At 42.5% G+C, this 19,037-nt stretch carries 17 protein-coding genes; 12 read left to right on the top strand and 5 right to left on the bottom strand.

The features are described 5' to 3' along the window. Together mraY and ES754_RS11420 are read left to right on the top strand one after the other, a co-directional pair. Nucleotides 1-1,119, top strand: a complete 1,119-nt coding sequence (gene mraY / locus ES754_RS11425; protein ID WP_147224331.1) for a phospho-N-acetylmuramoyl-pentapeptide-transferase — start codon at nt 1-3, stop codon at nt 1,117-1,119. A gap of 123 nt (nt 1,120-1,242) precedes the next feature. Then, complete coding sequence (locus ES754_RS11420) at nt 1,243-2,202, top strand: putative RNA methyltransferase (RefSeq protein ID WP_147224330.1); 960 nt, start codon at nt 1,243-1,245, stop codon at nt 2,200-2,202. Between the two features lie 21 nt (nt 2,203-2,223). On the opposite strand, the gene cls is transcribed toward ES754_RS11420, so the two are convergent. The 5 genes from cls to ES754_RS11395 form a co-directional block, all read right to left on the bottom strand. Then, the gene (cls, locus tag ES754_RS11415) at nt 2,224-3,672 is read right to left on the bottom strand and encodes a cardiolipin synthase (RefSeq protein ID WP_147224329.1); all 1,449 of its coding nucleotides are present in this window, start codon (nt 3,670-3,672) and stop codon (nt 2,224-2,226) included. 217 nt (nt 3,673-3,889) lie between these two features. Continuing rightward, a complete protein-coding gene (locus ES754_RS11410; protein WP_201538806.1) occupies nt 3,890-4,441 on the bottom strand; it encodes a GlcG/HbpS family heme-binding protein in 552 nt (183 codons plus the stop codon). Between the two features lie 89 nt (nt 4,442-4,530). Continuing rightward, entirely contained in the window at nt 4,531-5,742 is a 1,212-nt protein-coding gene (locus ES754_RS11405; protein ID WP_147224328.1) for a CynX/NimT family MFS transporter, read from the bottom strand. Nucleotides 5,743-5,866: 124 nt separating this feature from the next. Next, nucleotides 5,867-6,337 (bottom strand): cyanase, encoded by a 471-nt coding sequence (gene cynS, locus ES754_RS11400; RefSeq protein ID WP_147224327.1) that lies wholly within the window; start codon nt 6,335-6,337, stop codon nt 5,867-5,869. Between the two features lie 149 nt (nt 6,338-6,486). After that, nucleotides 6,487-7,146: a carbonic anhydrase gene (locus tag ES754_RS11395; RefSeq protein WP_147224326.1), complete on the bottom strand. Its 660-nt coding sequence runs from the start codon at nt 7,144-7,146 to the stop codon at nt 6,487-6,489. Nucleotides 7,147-7,272: 126 nt separating this feature from the next. On the opposite strand from ES754_RS11395, the gene cynR reads away from it, so the two are divergent. From cynR to ES754_RS11345, 10 genes are all read left to right on the top strand, one after another. Beyond that, nucleotides 7,273-8,154, top strand: a complete 882-nt coding sequence (gene cynR / locus ES754_RS11390) for a transcriptional regulator CynR (protein WP_147224325.1) — start codon at nt 7,273-7,275, stop codon at nt 8,152-8,154. Between the two features lie 454 nt (nt 8,155-8,608). Continuing rightward, the gene (locus ES754_RS11385) at nt 8,609-9,040 is read left to right on the top strand and encodes a hypothetical protein (protein ID WP_147224324.1); all 432 of its coding nucleotides are present in this window, start codon (nt 8,609-8,611) and stop codon (nt 9,038-9,040) included. 1,018 nt (nt 9,041-10,058) lie between these two features. Continuing rightward, nucleotides 10,059-10,715 carry a GntR family transcriptional regulator gene (locus ES754_RS11380; protein ID WP_147224323.1) on the top strand — a complete coding sequence of 219 codons (657 nt, stop codon included), beginning with the start codon at nt 10,059-10,061 and terminating at the stop codon, nt 10,713-10,715. Nucleotides 10,716-10,780: 65 nt separating this feature from the next. After that, entirely contained in the window at nt 10,781-11,917 is a 1,137-nt protein-coding gene (locus tag ES754_RS11375; protein WP_170231110.1) for a mandelate racemase/muconate lactonizing enzyme family protein, read from the top strand. 70 nt (nt 11,918-11,987) lie between these two features. After that, the gene (locus ES754_RS11370; protein ID WP_147224321.1) at nt 11,988-13,103 is read left to right on the top strand and encodes a mandelate racemase/muconate lactonizing enzyme family protein; all 1,116 of its coding nucleotides are present in this window, start codon (nt 11,988-11,990) and stop codon (nt 13,101-13,103) included. Nucleotides 13,104-13,154: 51 nt separating this feature from the next. Continuing rightward, the gene (locus ES754_RS11365; RefSeq protein ID WP_147224320.1) at nt 13,155-14,729 is read left to right on the top strand and encodes a BCCT family transporter; all 1,575 of its coding nucleotides are present in this window, start codon (nt 13,155-13,157) and stop codon (nt 14,727-14,729) included. Between the two features lie 515 nt (nt 14,730-15,244). Next, nucleotides 15,245-16,630: an amidase family protein gene (locus ES754_RS11360; RefSeq protein WP_147224319.1), complete on the top strand. Its 1,386-nt coding sequence runs from the start codon at nt 15,245-15,247 to the stop codon at nt 16,628-16,630. 78 nt (nt 16,631-16,708) lie between these two features. Further along, a complete protein-coding gene (locus ES754_RS11355; protein WP_147224318.1) occupies nt 16,709-17,614 on the top strand; it encodes a polysaccharide deacetylase family protein in 906 nt (301 codons plus the stop codon). 79 nt (nt 17,615-17,693) lie between these two features. Next, on the top strand, nt 17,694-17,981 hold the full coding sequence (locus ES754_RS11350; RefSeq protein WP_147224317.1) for a hypothetical protein: 288 nt from the start codon (nt 17,694-17,696) through the stop codon (nt 17,979-17,981). A gap of 5 nt (nt 17,982-17,986) precedes the next feature. Beyond that, the gene (locus tag ES754_RS11345) at nt 17,987-18,952 is read left to right on the top strand and encodes a CobW family GTP-binding protein (protein ID WP_147224316.1); all 966 of its coding nucleotides are present in this window, start codon (nt 17,987-17,989) and stop codon (nt 18,950-18,952) included. Nucleotides 18,953-19,037 lie beyond the last annotated feature (85 nt).

The following is a 19,037-nucleotide window of genomic DNA, read 5'->3' as shown; positions in this document are numbered from 1 at the left end:
GTGTTAGTTTGGTTGTTTGAATGGTTAGGGCAGTATTATTCACCGTTTTATTCGGTTTCTTCATTAACGCTGCGGGCGCTACTGTCCGTTATTACAGCGCTGGTCTTTAGCTTGTTTTTTGGTGGGCGCGTGATACGACATCTGCGCACGCTCAAATATGGTCAGGCTATCCGTGATGATGGACCGCAATCCCATCTAATCAAAACCGGTACGCCAACCATGGGTGGGGTATTAATTTTAACCGCCATTGGGATATCGACTTTACTGTGGGCGCGGCTAAACAATCCCTATATTTGGATTTTGCTCATTGTGATGGTGATTTTTGGGTTGGTAGGCTGGACGGATGATTGGCTGAAAATTAAGTACAAAAATCCCAAAGGTTTAATCGCCCGCAAAAAATACTTTTGGCTGTCTATGGGGGCGTTATTCGTTGGGGCTTCCCTGTACTACATTGCCACGCTGCAGCCAGATATAGCGACTACTCGCGAAATGCAGGATTTATTACTGCCCATTTTTAAGAATTGGACGATACCGTTCTCTGCCGTACCGTTTGGTATTGGTTTCATCATCTTTACCTATTTTGTGATTAATGGCGCCTCGAATGCGGTCAACTTAACTGACGGTTTAGATGGCTTGGCAATCCTGCCTGTCGTATTGGTGGCGGCTGGTTTAGGGGCCATGGCTTATGTGTCCGGCGACGTAAGATTTGCTGACTATTTGCATGTACCCTATATCGCTTATAACTCTGAGGTCATCATTGTCTGCGGCGCGATGGTTGGTGCTGGTCTCGGTTTTTTATGGTTTAACGCCCATCCGGCGCAGGTATTTATGGGTGACGTTGGTGCATTGTCACTGGGTGCAATGTTAGGTACGATTGCCGTCATGACGCGCCAAGAGATTGCTTTTGCCATCATGGGCGGTCTGTTTGTCGCCGAAGCCGTATCGGTCATTCTCCAAGTCGGCTCCTATAAGCTGCGCAAAAAACGGGTCTTTCGTATGGCGCCGCTGCATCATCACTTTGAAGAGATTGGTTGGAAAGAGACGCAAGTGGTCGCTAGGTTTTGGATTATCGCCATTGTGCTCGTAGTACTAGGCTTGATGACGCTAAAATTACGCTAAGTTTAAAATATACAGCAGCTCATCAATAAAAAAAGCCACTTCTATTCAACGGGAAGCGGCTTTTTTGTCGCTTGAAGTGGCTAAATTTTGCTAAGATGCTAGCCATATTTGTATGACTCTGAGATGCTTGTGTCCTTATTTATTTGTCCGATTTGTCAATCACCATTGCAACCTGCAGCCGATACATGGCGCTGTGATGGCAGCTTGCACCCAAAACAAACCTCACATCCTTTTGATGTGGCGCGCCAAGGTTATGTGAATCTATTGCCTGTACAACAAAAAAAATCCAAAGCGCCCGGCGACAGTCAACAATCCATTGCAGCACGCCAGCGGTTTTTATCCGTAGGATATTATCAGCCTTTAAGGGATTTGGTCTGTGAGAAAATGGCAGTATTACTATCCACACATCAACCCGCTATGGCTAAAGATAATAAATCCAAGGTACGCTGGCTGGATATCGGTTGCGGTGAAGGTTATTACACTCAGGCTATGGCACAACAAGGTGGCATTGAGACCTTGATAGCTGCTGATATCAGTAAGCCGGCTCTAGTAGAGGTTGCTAAAATAGCCAAGGCTGCACATCTTCTATGGTATCAACAAGAAAAAGAAGATAGAACTGATGTAACTGTAGCTAAGACGGCAATTTATCCACTAGTGACCAGCGCTGCACATTTGCCCTTACGTCCGCATAGCTTAATGGGCATTAGCAGTATTTTTAGTCCTATTTTGCCCGAAGCCTTTGCAGAGGTTTTACAAGATAAGGGCTATTTAGTGATTGCTAAGCCAGATGTAGGGCATTTAATGACCTTACGCGAGGCATTATTTGATAGTGTGCGTGAACATGATTCCGATAAGTTTTTACCTACTTTAGCGCCCTATTTTAAGCTGATAGAGACCCATTTTGTTAGTGCGCCATTAAGCTTATCGACAGAGCCGTTAGCGGATTTATTGACTATGACCCCTTACGCTTATCGCGCCCGCGTGGAGAATCGACAAGCGCTGTTAGCGAGTGCGAAAGCTGAACCGTTTAACACTGAGGCAAAGTTTGTGGTTTATATTTTACAGAAAATCACTGATAAATAGATGGCTTCTGTACGCTTATAATTAAAGGACAGGTCCCATCGTAGCTACGATATTATTCCAAATTCTATAGGGTAATGGCCAGTCCTTCACTTGCTCGCGGGTAACTTCTTCTGAAGCAGCAATATACTGGTATTGACGTTCTATGATATCAGCTGTTAACGCTTTGTCGCTTATTACGACGTTGTTTTCATAGTTCAAATCAAAGCTACGCAAATCCAAGTTGGTTGAGCCAATCAGACTGATTTCACCATCAACCGTCAAGGTCTTAGCATGTAGTAAGCCAGGTTTATACTCATAGATTTTAACGCCTGCTTCTAGCAGTTCCCAGTAATAACTTCGGCTGGTCGCTGCCACCACGAATGAATCATTATTTTTGGGAAAAATCATCGTAACGTCAACGCCGCGATAAGCTGTGGCACATAAAATACTTACCAATGAATAATCTGGTACGAAGTAGGGCGTTGAGATGGTGAGGGTACGCTGAGCTTGACTGATAAGTGCACCTAAAAATTGCGGGGAGGCGCCTCGTTGCTGGGTTGGGCCGTCAGAGAATACTTGAGCAGCAAAACCATCAGGCTTGGGTTTGGTATCATAATAAAAGCTTTCGATAGGGGTATCAGGGTTTTCCATTAACCAATCGCCGGCAAAGAGCATTTGGTTTTGTGCGACGATAGGACCTTCGACCCGCAGCATAATATCTACCCAAGGGGCGTACTTTGGTTTCACACGAAATTCAGGATCAGCGCAGTTGCGACTGCCACTATAGCCAATCTTACCGTCGATGACCGTAATTTTACGGTGATTGCGCAAATCTAGGCGACTAAATAATAGTACTTTAATAAAGTTTCCAATGGGTAGCGCCACACTGACCTGTACGCCAGCGTCCTTCATTTCCTGCCATACCTTTGACCCTACCATCTTCCGCGAGCCTAACCCATCAACCATCGCTCGGCAAGTAACTCCACGTTTGGCAGCACGTATGAGCGCTTGGGCGGTATCAATACCCATACCATCGATCAGCCAAATATAATACAGCACATGAATATGATCGGTCGCTGCGTCAAAGTCAGCAATCATCCGCGCTCGAGTCTCAGCAGCATCTGCCATTAGCTCTGCGTGATTACCTAAGGTGGCATGAAAGCCAGTCACATTGGCACCATAAGCAAAGGCCGCTTGATATTCCGGCTTAATCGCGGCTTTTAATGAGGCCTCACTACCGAGCACTTCAGGATTCTGGGTATGCAATTTATCAATAATTTCGCGATTCTTACGCGAAAAGTCCGGACCTAAATGGATCTCGCCGAACATCCAATAAGCCACTACCCCAATATAAGGCAGCACAAATAGCACCACTAGCCAAGCCAGCCGCGCCGATGAGGTAAAATCATACCGTGCTAGCACGCGCAATGAGATTGCTATCAGCAAAATGAGGTGGATGACAAAGAAAATATTCACTAGATTTATTGCCATAAGGGCAGCCTGTTATTGTTATTTTAGAGGTCAGTCAGCAATTTTTACTGATTATAACGTACTCTGTACTGACATATGGTTGGCACTTATTGACGTAAGTGGTGCCTACTGGAAAGAGGTGAAAGCAAAGATTGAGGATATAGTAGACGGGTGTTTTGGTGGATAATTATATTACCTAAAACTCCTTAATCATGACTTTTATGTTTAACGTTGTCTTTTAATCTAACGCTTTTAAGCCCGCTTTCGCAATGCGCACATCTTCACTGCCGTGCGCGCCGCCAACCCCAATACCACCAACCACAATGCCATCAATATAGATAGGTACACCGCCGTCCATCATTAGCATATTTTCATCTAAGTATCTAATATCGGGGGGAATAGTTCCGTCTGCGATACCTTTAGCAATGACCGCTGTTTCTCTTTTTTGCGAATTGGCAGTATAAGCTTTTTTGTAGCTGGCACGTATGGTATGCACGCCAGCTCGATGATCCCTTAATACCGCTAAAGTCTGTCCAGAGGCATCAACCACGGTGACTGATACCATTAATTGATCTTTTTTGGCGGCTAAGGCGGCGGCATTGACCATGTTTTGTGCCATCTCACCAGTTAATACAGGAATAGTTGCCATATGAGCTCCAGAGTTGGCTGCGTTGGGTTGAATTTGAGTACTTCTTAAGGTGCTAGGTAAAGTATTTGGCGAGGTGCTGGCACAAGCCGTAACTGATAATAGCGATGTTGCAAGAGCGGCACAAACGAATAATTTTTTCATTTTAAATCCCAAATGTAGTTTCATTATAAGTATGGTTTTATCTTTAATCATATTTGAACCGAAGCAACAAGTCTAAATCAACAGCTTAATTAAATGTCAGTCACATTTATTGCTTTTGCATAACTGCTAGGTTTAAATTTTATAGTAACAATGAGCATGCATATCAATGTGATTAGCAGCATCATCCAAACCGCTTGAAAACTACCGGTTCCTTCACGCAAAACCCCGGCAAGGTAAGGAACAATCGCAGTAATAATAAAGCCAATGCCTTGTACAAATGCCGTCAGCGCTCCAGCCAATTTGGGTATGGATAAGTGATCAAGTGCCACGGTCAGCGTTAGTGAAAAACAAGCCCCGAGGCCACAGCCTATCATAGCCGCCCAAACAATTAACATTGATTCTGGCAACAGTATCAGTCCGACAAATCCTGCAATCTGAATACCGACGGCAAAAAATAACCAAGGCCGACGATCTAAGCGGCTAGAAGACAGCGCAGGCGCCCCAAGCGCACCGATTACCTGAAAAATAGTCATGATACCGATTAGCTCGCCGCTACTTTGCGCGCTCCAACCCAAACCACGCGCATAAGTTGGCAAAAAAGCTATCATACAAGCATAACCAGCATTAGCCAAGCCAAAGTAGCTGGCCAATAACCATGCACGTCGATTTTTAAAAAAATTGACGGGCACGCTATTATGCTTAGTTTCCATTGTCTCAGATGGCCTAAACCACCACATTAGCAATGCAACGACTGGCACTATTAACCATATACCAAGGCCCGCTTGCCAGCTGCTATAGTGCTTCGCCACCAGTGGACTTAACGTTGCCGCAATGCCGCCCCCAGCCATCAATGAAGCTGAATAAATACCCATCGCTAGCGGTACGCGCTTGGGATACCAACGTTTGACCACGCCGGGTGCCATCGCTTGCACGATAGCAATGCCCGTACCGCCTATCAGAGCGCTGGCAATCAAAGCCCAACCTGACCCTAATCCCAAACGCCAAACACCTGCCAGAGCAATAGCAATCAATCCGCCCGTTATCCAAGCGCTTTCGCTCAGCCGTTTGCCAACCCAAGGCAGCAATAAAGGAAATACGCCCATACATAACATCGGTAATACTACTAATAACGAGGCCGCTTGTAGGCCCATACCGGTACTCAGACGGATTTCTTCTAACAGAGGGCCGGTGGATGTTATCGTTGGGCGTAGCGTTAATGCTAATCCCGCAATTACTAGCATAGGCCAAACTATGGACAGCGGCGATTGCGATGCCGTGGAGGAAATGCGTTCAGTACTCATTAATAAAAAGATATCCTTGATAGCAGAAAAAAGCCGACGCAGAACGCCGACTTTTGCCATAATATATTGTGTCGTTTATTAGCCTTATGGCGTTTTTAAAAAACCTATAGGACTTTTTAGTCTATTAGAAAGGTTTAAAAGGTAAGAATTTACCATCAAGCGTAATAACCGCACGGTCACCACCTTCTGGATCTGCAACTTTTTTGATGTCCATTTTAAAATTGATAGCGCTGATAATACCGTCGCCAAATTGTTCATGAACGAGTGCTTTCATAGTGGTGCCATAAACCTGCATCATCTCATAGAATCTGTAGATAGTAGGGTCTGTAGGCATTTCACTACCAACACTACCGCGTAATGGAATAGCTTGTAGCAAAGCGATAGCACTATCATCGAGGCCTAAGGTTTCGCCAACTTTTTGGGCGGCATCAGTAGGTAGTGGATGCTGACCTAGTAGAGCTGCGGTGACATAGACATCGCTAAGCCCAGTGTCTGCGGCTATTTGCTCGAATGACAAGTTTTTTTCAGCTTTGGCAGCGACGATAATATCGGTTAAGGCTTGACGGGCGTCGTTGCTAATTTGAGACTGAATCATGGTAATACCTTTTATAGTTAGTGGCAGTTGTTATTAAGTGAGTGGGCGATAATTTTAAAATAATAGTGATCAGTGTTGTTTGTCATTAATAAAGCTCAAACCTTATTGGGCTAAACCCTAAAATCAAATAGTAAACTTAAATAATAAGTCTAAACCGCTGCAGAAAGCTGTATAGGGTAGGCGCGACTATCAGTATGTTCTGCAAGAGAAACAAAATTATTAGTAGCACCGTCTAAGGCATCAATGCCACCGGTCTCGATATCGTAAACCCAGCCATGCAAAGCCAAGCGGCCTTCTCTGATAGCCAGACGTACCGAGGGATGGGTTTTGATATTCTCAATCTGAGCGATGACGTTTTCTCGTACCATAGATCCAATACGGTCGCTATCGCTTAAATGCTGGATAGATTCGTTCACCACCCGCGCTGAGTCCGCGTATTTTAGCCAGCTCCCAACCGCTGGCATGTGATCCATGCAGGTACAATTAGCAATGGCTGTCATAGCCCCGCAGTCTGAGTGGCCACAAATCACCACATCGGTGACTCGTAATGCGGTTACGGCGTACTCTACTGAGGCTGATACCCCACCTGGCTCAGGCCCATAAGACGGTACAATATTACCGGCATTCCTGATGACAAATAACCCACCCGGTTCGTGCTGGGTTACCAGCTCAGGGACTAAACGGCTGTCTGAACAAGAAATAAACAAGGTGCGCGGATTTTGTTTGGTCGCTAAATTTTTGAATAAATCAGCGCGTTCCGGAAATGCATCGCTATGGAACTTTAAAAAGCCTTCAATAATATCTTTCATAACGAGTGTCGCTGTGGTTTCGATAAAATGAATACTACGCCGTTATGGTAATAAGGTAAAAGACTGGTGTATTATGATATCGATAATAAATACTTATAGATAAACGACTATAACGATAGATAAAATATGATACTTAGACACATAAAATACTTTCTCGCCGTTGCCAAGCATCGCAGTTTCACGCAAGCAGCAGCGTCTCTGTACGTCTCCCAGCCAGCTTTGTCACAACAGATTAAGCAATTAGAGGAAACCCTAGGTACGACTTTGTTTGATCGTTCCGGTCGTAGCGTCAAGCTAACCGATGCGGGTGAAGTGTATGCCCGCTATGCGCGTAAAGCCTTGCAGGATTTAGAGGAGGGAAGGCGAGCGTTGCACGATGTGAAGGATTTAAGTCGCGGTGCTCTGCGTATTGCGATGACACCTACTTTTACCACTTACCTGATAGGGCCGCTGATAAAAGCTTTTCATACTCGTTATCCTAACGTCACCCTAAGCGTACAAGAGATGTCGCAAGAGCAAATGGAAAAGCAGTTACTCGATGATGATTTTGATGTGGGTATTGCCTTTGCAGAAGTGCAATCTGCCGAGATAGAAACCCAAACCCTGTTGATTGAAACATTGGCATTGGTAGTGAACAACAACCATCCTCTTGCACAGCAGCAAGCTATTGATTTGCAGACTCTAAATGCCCAGTCATTGGTATTGCTAAGCCATGAGTTTGTCACCCGTGAGCAAATTGGGCATTATTGCCGCAAGTACGATATTCAACCAAAGGTACTTATGGAGGCCAATTCATTAAGTGCAGTCATTGAAATAGTACGCCATACCCAATTGAGCACCTTATTGCCATCCGATATTGTGAACAATAGCAATGAGTTGGTTGCTATTGCGCTGGCCCCGACTTTATTAAAACGTACTGCGGTATTGCTACAACGCAAAGGTGCTTATCAAAGCGCTGCTACTGAGGCTTTTATTGAGTTAGCGCATCAAGTTTGCGCAAAAAACTGATGACAGGAAAGATAAGCTACTTTAAGTTACCCGTATTTAACAAAATCATTGAATGAAAATGAGAGACCTTGAATGCGTACTGCTAGAAGAGAACACATAAGGAACATGCCTATGATAGTAGGCATGATAAAGTGAAATACTCAGTCAGTATAAATCTCTACTAAGCGCTGGGCTTACTACCAACAAATAGCTGCCAGCAACGATAAAAAATCTATTAAAAGTTAGTAATAGCCAAGCAAGTTTGGTGTGCCACTAGATAAACCGTAAACCGTCTTACTAGTCCTTTCCAGCTTATTAACATTTATTCATTTGTTTACTTAGTAAAGCTATGGAATACTGATAGCGCTAACCTACTAGCGCACGATACAATGTAGTTAGTTCCCGTATTCACGGGGCAAGGACCCGCCCAATAAGCTTTAATTACCTAAGCTTTACTTATAAAGGATGCTAAACAATGAGATCTACCACCAAAAAACAACCACAACAAGAAACCTTCATTAATATCGTACACAGCAAAAGACTTAAGCCACTTAAAAAGCAACCGGCAGTAAACTGCGTTGAAGCTGTAAAAACTATCGATCAAGCGTACCTTGCTGAGCTTGCTGGGTCTGAAGAATATATATCCATTGCTTTTTGCTATAAAAATTATAATGAAGAAATGAATCCTCGTTTGAGTGAGAACGAAAGCTGCGCCGTGATCAGTGTGGCTAAAGCTAAAGAGTTATTGCATACTGAAGTTCTAGCAGAAGAAGCATTAACAGCGGTCAGTATTATTTTATTCAGTGCTGTATCGCAGACCTTTGGTGGCTTTTTAACCGATGGCGAAACCAACAAGCGCTATGTATTGTCAAAAGGTACAGAGTACGCAGGCTTGACCTCACTATAAAAATACGCACCGTGAATTTCTATAATATTTTTAAATATAATATAAGAGCATTTGCATAATAACGCATAGTGTTTTGCTCTTATTAGAAACGTGATTTCTTTTTTAATGAGACCTAATTAGGATCAAGCTCTTAAAACTCAACTAAATCTATCAAAAAAATAAGCCACTTAAAGTGGCTTATTTTTATTTGGGTAACCCTAAAAGCTATGTTTACTTCTAAACATCTTAATAACCTACTCCTCACTCTAATTTATTTTTTAATAGTCTAATTAACGATGATAAGTCGAGTCATAGAATTTGAATTTCTATTATAAAATATCTTAAATTTCGTTCAATATAAGAAAATAAATACAGGTATATATAAACCGTAAGTTTTACACTTGACGTGTTTTAAAGGAGTTAAGAGTTTTAAAGGATTCAGAACAGGATAAAATATTAAGCGAGAAAAGAGTTGGAATAGGACTAATAAGATTGGCGGTGAAGGAGGAAGCCGAACTCTATAGTTAACATACTGATTTAATTATAGTTATTTATTAAGTTGGTTGTATTATACCAACTTTTATACCAACAAGTGCCTACTGCTGTAAGCTGCTGCTATGGAGAGTTTTTGGGTGGTAAATTTATGTAAGTTACCATTTGAACGAAATTAGACCTTACATCTAACTTGTTCCATAAATACATCATATATGAAAAATGCTTTTTAAAATCTTCTTTGATTAAATTTGAAATGGCTTGTTATGAGCAGTGTCGCTCAACATCAACATCATACTACCTTATATAGACTCAGCTAAAACATTTAACTCTGCAATCCTCTACCAGCTGTTTTTCCATTTAACACTTATAATTTTCTCCCTACGATTATCTGAAGTAACTTTCCAGACGTTGTCGCGTATTTCTCAATTCTATAAATATAATTTACTTAAATCTCAGGGAAGTCTTTACAAATAAGACCACTTAGTATAACTTAATAAAACACATTGTCGACAATTGGACAAACATAGTAAATGGGTGAGTGTTTATGGCTGGTAAATTTTCCAAAAGTTCTCTAAAGTATCAAATTGCAGAAGAAATTAAAAAAATGATATTTGAAGGTAAGTTAGAACAGGGAGAGAAAATAACCGAACTTCAAGTGTCACAGAGTCTAGGTGTTAGCAGAACATCTGTAAGAGAAGCGGTTTTGCTATTAGAACAGGAAGGCTTACTTATTTCTGAAGCATACAAAGACACTAGAGTGACGACAATTTCACAAGAAGAAGTATTAGAGATTTTAATTCCGATGCGTCTGCAAATCGAAACTTTTTCCCTAAAAAAAGGCTTTGAGGCCTGGGAAGAAGATACGAAGTCTCAGTTCAAAATAATTTTAGATGATATGAAGAAAGCTACCTTTTATGAGGATTTATCAACGTTCATTGAACTAGATATTCAGTTACATGGATTGATAGTTAAATCTTCCGGATTAGAGAATGTCGTTCGTATTTGGGAAAGTATTGTCAACAGAATCCGGCTGCATTTTTTACATCAAAACAGTAGATCTGGAACGATGGAAAAATGGCTTGATGAACATGAAGAATTGGTAAATGTTTTAGTGAATGGGAACTCTGTTGACGAGGCAATCGAGGCATTAAAAAGTCATATTGTGGATACAAACCTTCCAGACGTTTATTTGTTGGATTAACAGTAAGCTCACTTGATAAATACGATCATAAAACTGTCTAAATAGTAAAGAAAACAAGGATGTTTATGAAACTTGAAATTGATAAAATCGAAGTGTTTGTCGTCGCAGGACCAGATGCCAAATACAAAACCTCCTCTCATTATTCTGACTTGGTAATCACCAATACCATTGTCAAAATACGGACATCTGATGGACACGAAGGATTTGGTGCCGCAATATCTTGGACAGAAGGCGGCATTGATAAGAGTCTGGCAGAGTCTATCCGTCATTTGCTGCCATTTCTCATCGGAAAATCTGCACTACAAAGAGAAGAGATTTACTCTCTGATGGCAAGTCGCTGTGTGCAAATGAAACCGCAAGCGCTATCACCGATTGATATTGCTTTATGGGATTTGGTGGCTAAGTACGCGAAAATGCCGTTATACCAGATGCTTGGTGGTGCCAAAAGTAAGATTCTATCTTATGCCAGCACGCCTTTCCTACCAACTATTCAAGCTTATATTAAACACGTTCAAGACTTAAAAAAACAAGGTTATAAAGTTATTAAATTCCACACATGGTGCATATTTGATAAGGATATGGCTTTAGTGGCAGCGATTCATGAGGCGTTTAAAGACTCAGGTCTTAAATTTATGATTGACGTAGAAAGCACTTATACCAGAGAAGAAGCCTTGAAAGCGGCACGAATACTAGAAAAGCATGATTACCTTTGGTTTGAAGCGCCCTTACCTGACACGGACTTAGAAGGCTATAGAGAACTCAAGTCGCGTGTTGATATCCCGATTATAGCTGCCGGAAATACCTTACTTCATCTGAATCAAATTGAGCAAGGTATTCAACATAACTGTTGGTCAAGTGCTCGTGTCGATGCCACACTTGCTGGTGGCATCACTCAAACTCAAAAGATTATGGGTATTGCAGAAGCCAACTCGATGACCGTTGAGCTGCAATCTTGGGGCTATACCTTATCCCAAGCTGCCAACTTACATCTGATGTTAGCCTATAGCAACAGCACGTATTTTGAGCAAGCAGTCCCCGTAGAGCCCTTAGAATTCGGCGCGTTGACGACCATTAGAACGGACAAAGAGGGCTATGTTCATGCCCCCACGGGGAATGGCTTAGGTATTGAGATGGACTGGCCATTAATTGAACAGTCAAGTAGTTATAAACTCACTCTGGGCACAGAAGGTTGGACAGAGTAAAACTGTCTTTATTATCGATAGAGATGAACACTAAAAACCTCAAGACGCTTTATTAAAAGGATGTTTAAAGATGAAAATAGTAGATATCGAAGTTATTAGCCTTAGGGTTCCCGCACTCGATCAAGACTGTGAATGGGGTGAAGATGCCTTTATTGTTCGAGTAATTACCGATAAAGGGTTGGTTGGAATTGGTGAAAGTGACACCTCACCGTTAGTAGCCAAAGCAGTTATCGAAGCACCCGTCTCAAACTTATACTGTTCTGGACTAAAAGTATTGCTACTGGGTGAAAACCCTTTAGAGATTCAAAAGCTCTGGGACAAAATGTATTGGGGTTCCAATTATTTGGGCAGACGAGGCGCAGGCATACATGCGATGAGTGCCATTGATATTGCATTGTGGGACATTGCTTCTCAATACCACCAAGTGCCTATTCATACGTTATTGGGCGGCAAATATCGCGACAAGATTCGCGCCTATGGCACTTTTATTCCTGTAGACATACCGGAAGACAACAGAGCAATTGCTAGGAAACTAAAAGAAAAAGGTTTTACTAGCCTGAAATTCGGTGGTGGCATCATGGGTGATGATCCTATTACTGATTATGAATTGGTGAAGGCCGTTCGTGAAGAGTTGGGTGACGATTTTGAGCTACAAATTGATTTGGCTTCTAAATGGAATACCTATAGCCATTCAGCGGATATGTTCAAAAAGTTAGAGCCATTCCATCTAAATTGGATTGAGGAACCTGTACTGGCTGACGATATGAAAGGATATCTGAAACTGGCAAAACTCGCGGTGACTAAAATCGCTGGTGGCGAGTCATTAACGACACGCTATGAGTTTGAGGATTTCATAAAACAAGCTCAGCCAGATATTATCCAGCCAGATATAACTCGCTGTGGTGGCATTAGCGAGATGCGTATTATCAATAATATCGCTGAAATGAATGGCGTAAAAATGATCCCACATGGTTTTAGCACAGGGATTCTGTTGGCGGCTACTGTGCAATTTCTAGCGGCAACAAAGTATGGTGACCTAATTGAATACTCACAAAGTGCGAGTCCGTTGTTTACTAAACTGGTCAAGAACTTACTGCCATTAGAAGAGGGTTATGTAAGAGTGCCGGATACCATTGGGCTTGGCGTAGAGCTTGATGAAAATATAGTGGAATTATATAAAATCTAAAGTAATCAAAAGCTTTATACATAAAAAACCAAAAAGGAATTGGGTGTCGTCATGAGTAGACAAGTAGATAAACTCTTAATCTCTGTCAGTATTGCGCTGGTGGTCATCGTTGTTGGTGCTTTATATCTTCAACCAGAACAATCAGAAGTCATCGCCAGTATTATTTTCTCAAAAATAACAGAATGGTTTGGCTCTGGTGTCCTGTTATTTACATTCATGGGCGTTTTACTACTTACCTTCGTTGCAACCAGTAAATATGGCAGAATCCGTTTTGGCAATGAGGAGCCAGAATACTCTAATTTTAAATGGATTTCGATGATGATTGCCTGCGGACTTGGTTCAGCCACTGTCTATTGGGCCTTTATTGAATGGGCTTACTATATAGAAACCCCAGGTCTTGGTATTGAGGCAAACTCGCAACGAGCCTTTGAGATGTCATTACCCTACAATATGTTTCATTGGGGTGTTAGTGCCTGGACGCTCTATGCTCTAGTCGCCATTCCTATCTGCTATCACTTATATGTTCGCAAAAACGCCGGTCTTAGTTTAAGCGCAATCGTCAGCTCTATCACCGGTATTAAGCAAAGTGGTGTCATAGGACGTCTTATTGATGTCATCTTTATATTTATCTGCTTTGGTGCCTTGAGTATTACCTTAGGGGTCTCTGTACCATTGGTCAATAACGTCTTAAGTACCGTGTTAGGAATTGAGCCCTCATTTACAATGAATATTGTACTGATACTCATAATTTCTGTCGTATATTCGCTAAGCTCTTATATTGGCTTGCAAAAAGGTATGTCAAATTTAGCAGATTTTACAACAAAGCTGGCTCTAATTCTTTGTATTGGGGTTTTGGTTGCGGGACCGACGAATTTTATCATCGCAAATACTACTAACTCTCTGGGTTTAATGATTCAGAACTTTGTGCAAATGAGTTTGTTTACAGACCCTATTGGTAAATCTGGTTTTCCTCAATCATGGACAATATTTTATTGGTTATATTGGATTACTTATGCCCCTTTCACAGGTATTTTCATTGCCAAAGTTTCAAAAGGTCGAACGCTTCGGTCAGTCGTTATCAACACCCTAATTAGCGGTAGTGCCGGATGTTTCTTGTTCTTTGGTATTATCGGTAGTCTAACCATTGATCGTCATTTGAAAGGACTGGTCGATGTCGTTGGAATGTTAGGAGCGGGTCAAGATAACAATGCCATTATTGCAGTGCTACAAACACTGCCGTTAAGTAGCGCATTTATGATTTTATTCTGCGCAATCTCTGTGCTATTCCTTGCTACCACTTTAGATGGTGCAGCATTTACCATGGCCTCTACAGCCACACCAAAATTACAAGGAGATGAAGAGCCTCATCCGTTGCATCGTCTATTTTGGTGTGTGATGTTAGCACTAGTGCCACTGACTATGATTTTTATCGGAGCAAGTTTAGATACTATTAAAACCAGTGCAATCATAACCGGCATTCCAATTCTCTTTATTATGATTCTTATCATTGTTGGGTGGTTGCGATGGATGGTAAAAGACTTTGGTGATGTACCCTCTGATAAAATTGCTGAAGTATGCGCTTCTGGCGTTAAAGAGACTAAGCGAGAAAAATTGACGGAAGTTTAATCCTTACCCTAAATAGCACTCATAATTTAAACGAGAAGGCAGATAGCTTAAAACTATTTGCCTTTTTTGTTTTATGTATTTAAGGTTTTGATATCGTCTCATATATAAACTTTAATGGCTTGTCTTCTCGTTATATTTATACCATCAGAACTCTCATTTACGAGTATTTTATGTACGCACTCATAGACATAAATTAGCTTATCTACGCTATAAAAGTGAATTCAAGAAAAGATTATAAAATGAACTAAAAAGGCATCTCCCTTTTCGTAATACCATTATACTTAACGTAAATATGAGCAGTTTTATAAACTGTGCTATAGCCTCGTTAAGATAGTAAATATATGATTTAACTACATAAAAACTACTTAATAATGTAATTTTTATGACTAGAGTGTAAATTCTTTTTAAAAACTCTTATTAAAGCGGCTGTAGCTGTTAAGGTTGATGGTAGCTCTTATCAAAATATCTTGAGTAATACGACCTTTAATTGATAAGTTAACAAAAAGGAATACATTGTGATCAAACGGACTGTGGGCAAAGTTACAAAAGAATCTGTTTCAGCGGGTGACATGGCAGACCGCCTTGAGAAAGGTAGTCTTTGTCCGGTTGAGCTTGTTGAAGAGACATTTGCAAACATCCGATCTTCTGATCCTGCTATTTTTACAGAATTGCTAGAAGAACGAGCGCTGAAAGAAGCTCATGCTTCCAGACAACGACGCCGCGAAGGCAATACACTTAGTCTATGGGATGGTATCCCTATCGCATGGAAAGACCTCTTTGATATAGAAGGTCGGGTCACTACCGCAGGATCCGTGGTACTCAAATCTAACGCGCCTGCTACTCGTGATGCCGATATGGTTGTAAATGCCACTCGAGCTGGCCTTATATCGATAGGCTGTCTTAATATGACAGAATTTGCCTATTCAGGCCTTGGTCTTAATCCACACTTTGGTACTCCTCAAAACCCACATGGTACAGGCCCTGCTCGTATTCCTGGTGGCTCGTCCTCAGGTTGCGGTGTCGCTGTCGCCCGCGGACTAGTACCACTTGCTATCGGCAGTGATACTGGGGGTTCGATACGTATTCCTGCTGGATTAAATGGCATAGTCGGCTATAAGGGTTCTAGTGGAGTGTTTCCAAAAGGTGGTACGTTTCCACTCTCACCGACATTGGATACCTTTGGTCCACTTGCTGCTGACCTAAAAAGCTGCATCGGTGCGGCAGAAGTTCTCAACGGGCGAGCCGTCGCAATGCCCAAACCAACACCTATCAGTCAACTCAAATTCTTTATTCCTACCAATGTTGTCTTTGAAGACGCACAAGATGCTGTGATTGAGAATTTCGAAGCCAGTGTCCGCGCTTTAGAGAGAGCAGGGGTAACGGTGACGCGTGGCGTATGCACTGAGTTTGACCAAATCAGAGCACTTACCGCTGAGCACGGTTATCTGGTTGGCCCAGAAGCGCTCGATCTGCATTGGGATTTGGTGCATTCTGCCAAGGCGGCCGAGATGGATCGACGGGTTCTTGAGCGCATCCTTGACGCAGGAGATCTATCGGCTCGCGACTTGATTGTCATTCAAAGAACGCGAGCAAAGTTAATTGAAAAAAATCGTCAAAGTCTAGGTAATCAAATCATTTTATACCCGACAACACCTATCACTGCGCCTGAGCTCAAGCCCTTGGAGCAAGATGGTGAGTTATACCAACGTATGAATAAATTAATACTACGTAACCCCGGTTTCGGCAATTTTCTAGATTGGTGCGGCGTTGCTTTGCCAAATGGGGTGGATCAAAATCAGATGCCTACCAGTATTTTACTATCAATGTCTGGCGGTCAAGAAAGTAGTTTGTTAGGGGCTGCACTTGCCGTCGAAAACCTGATTTCTCAAGACTTATCATAACTATCTGACAAAGGAGTAAAACAAATCTAAGACCTCTAAAGGAATAAAACTAAACTAAAAGTATCAAAGGAGAGAGACATGAGTAAAAAAACTATTATATGCGGCTTCGGTACAGACGTGGATTCAGTAGCAGGATGGATTGGATCATATGGCGGCGGTGAAAGCCCATCAGACATCCAGCGCGGGGTTTGGGCATCTGAAGTTGGCGTTCCGCGCCTGTTAAAGCTTTTTAAGAAGTATGATCTACGCACCTCGTTTTTCGTCCCCGGTCATAGTCTCGAAACCTTTCCTGATATTGCCAAAATGATTGTGGATCATGGTCACGAAGTAGGTGCACATGGCTATTTACACGAAAACCCTATTGCTATGACTCGTGCTCAAGAAGAAGCCGTGATGGAAAAATCCGTTGAGCTGATTACTAAGCTGACTGGTCAAAGTCCACGTGGTTATGTTGCTCCTTGGTGGGAGATGTCTAAATCTACCCCTGAAATTCTTGCTAAGTATGATTTTAAGTACGACCATAGCCAAGGCTACCGTGATTTTCAGCCCTTCTACGCTCGAGTTGGCGATGATTGGAACGTTATTGACTACTCAAAAACCGCAGAAGAATGGATGCATCCTATGACCCATGGCGACGAGATTGATCTGGTTGAGATTGCTGCCAATTGGTGCGTGGATGATTTACCACCAATGCTGTTCATGAAAAATGTCCCTAACAGCCATGGATTTGTCAATCCACGTGATATCGAGCAAATGTGGCGTGATCAATTCGACTGGGTATATCGAAATATGGATTATGCTGTGTTTCCCTTTACCATTCACCCCGATGTCTCTGGACGTCCACATGTACTCATGATGCTTGAGCGTCTAATTGACTATATCAACGGTCATGAAGGTGTCGTTTGGATGCCATTCGAAGATATCGCTGCTGATTTCCGCACACGTTTTCCATTTGAAGGTGGTAAGCGTCCGGAAGTTATTTAAGAGCTCTGTATCGATAAGTTTATGGATTTTGGTGGCATTGTTAAAAGTACTGCCAAGGTCCTCTATAGGGAGAAGAGTCATGTGTAATGCATGTGGCAATCCGGCTGCCCCAGGGCATTGGACAGAAGCAGGTGCACAAAAGGGTGGCATCCGTCTCAGGGCGATGTTTCAACGAATATCGATCTTAAAGCGAGTGCTGAAACCTTATGGATTCTCAGTTTATGCCGATGGGGTGATCCCGCAGATTCAGCTGATATGTCCAGGCGGGGCCAGAGTAATGGTCAATAATCTAACCGAGCTGTGGGCTGAAGTAGAACGCCGTCAAGGTTTTCCAATCGACCCCTTAAAAGCTCACTCAATGGCTTGACCTTAATGCAAATATTTCAGGACAATCGTCTTAATATCGTTCTATTGAGCGGCTATCTGGGTTCAGGTAAGACGACATGGCTGCGTCATGCGCTTTTTACTAAAGTGTTTGGCAACGCTCAAGTTTTCACTCAAGAAGCGGCCCAGCAGCCCGTTGATGACTTACTTCTAGGGGAGGCGATGAGTGTCACTGTTTTGACCGGAACCGCCGGTACTCCTAAAGGTAGAGAAGAGATGATATCAGCACTACTTGAAGTAGCTGAGTCCCGAACGAGTGGAGGGTCGATCGGTTTAAGTATTGATCAACCTGATACTCTGATCATAGAAACCAGTGGCTTAGCTGATCCCGAAGAAATCATAGTTGCTATTAAAGAGCATCCCATTCTGATCTATCATTTCGTCCTCAAAGAAACAATCATCATGGCTGACGCCCTACATTTTCATGTGGCGCTAAAGACTGACGCATTGTGTCGTCAGCAAGTTTTATCAGCCGATCGTATTGTCATTGCAAAATCAGAGGAAGTGTCCGAGCAGTCCTTATCGAACCTCGTTTCAACCCTCAGCAAAATCAATCCAGCTGCACCAATTTCCTTATCTGCATTCGGTGTCGAAAGCCCTGTACCTGCGCTACCAGCGCCGACCGAAATCTACGAATCGACTCTCACTAATGTGGGAGCATCAATGACTGTGGTTTCGTTAACGATTCCTAAAGAAGTAGATTGGGTCGGGTTTACTATATGGCTATCGGCTTTGCTGCACGCTCGAGGTGATACGATCCTGCGGGTTAAGGGTGTTTTGCATACGGATGAAGGCGCGCTATTGTTGCAGTCTGTACGTAAGGTCATGCAGCAACCCGAGGTTTTGCCGCCTGACAAAAGCGTCTCTAGACCTGGAGATATTGTGTTTATAGGGGAGGGGATGAATCAGGAGGCTTTGCTTGCTTCTCTGTCTTCTTTTTTAGAACAAAGCTAACTAATGGAAATTTATTTCAAGAGAAAATGAATCATTTGGTTGTCAGCGTTTTAGCAGACGAAAAAACCCTCAGTTTAGTGACTGG

The sequence above is a fragment of the Psychrobacter frigidicola genome, from assembly GCF_007997305.1.
GTDB classification, from domain to species: domain Bacteria; phylum Pseudomonadota; class Gammaproteobacteria; order Pseudomonadales; family Moraxellaceae; genus Psychrobacter; species Psychrobacter frigidicola.
This window is presented reverse-complemented; position numbering and strand designations above follow the sequence as displayed.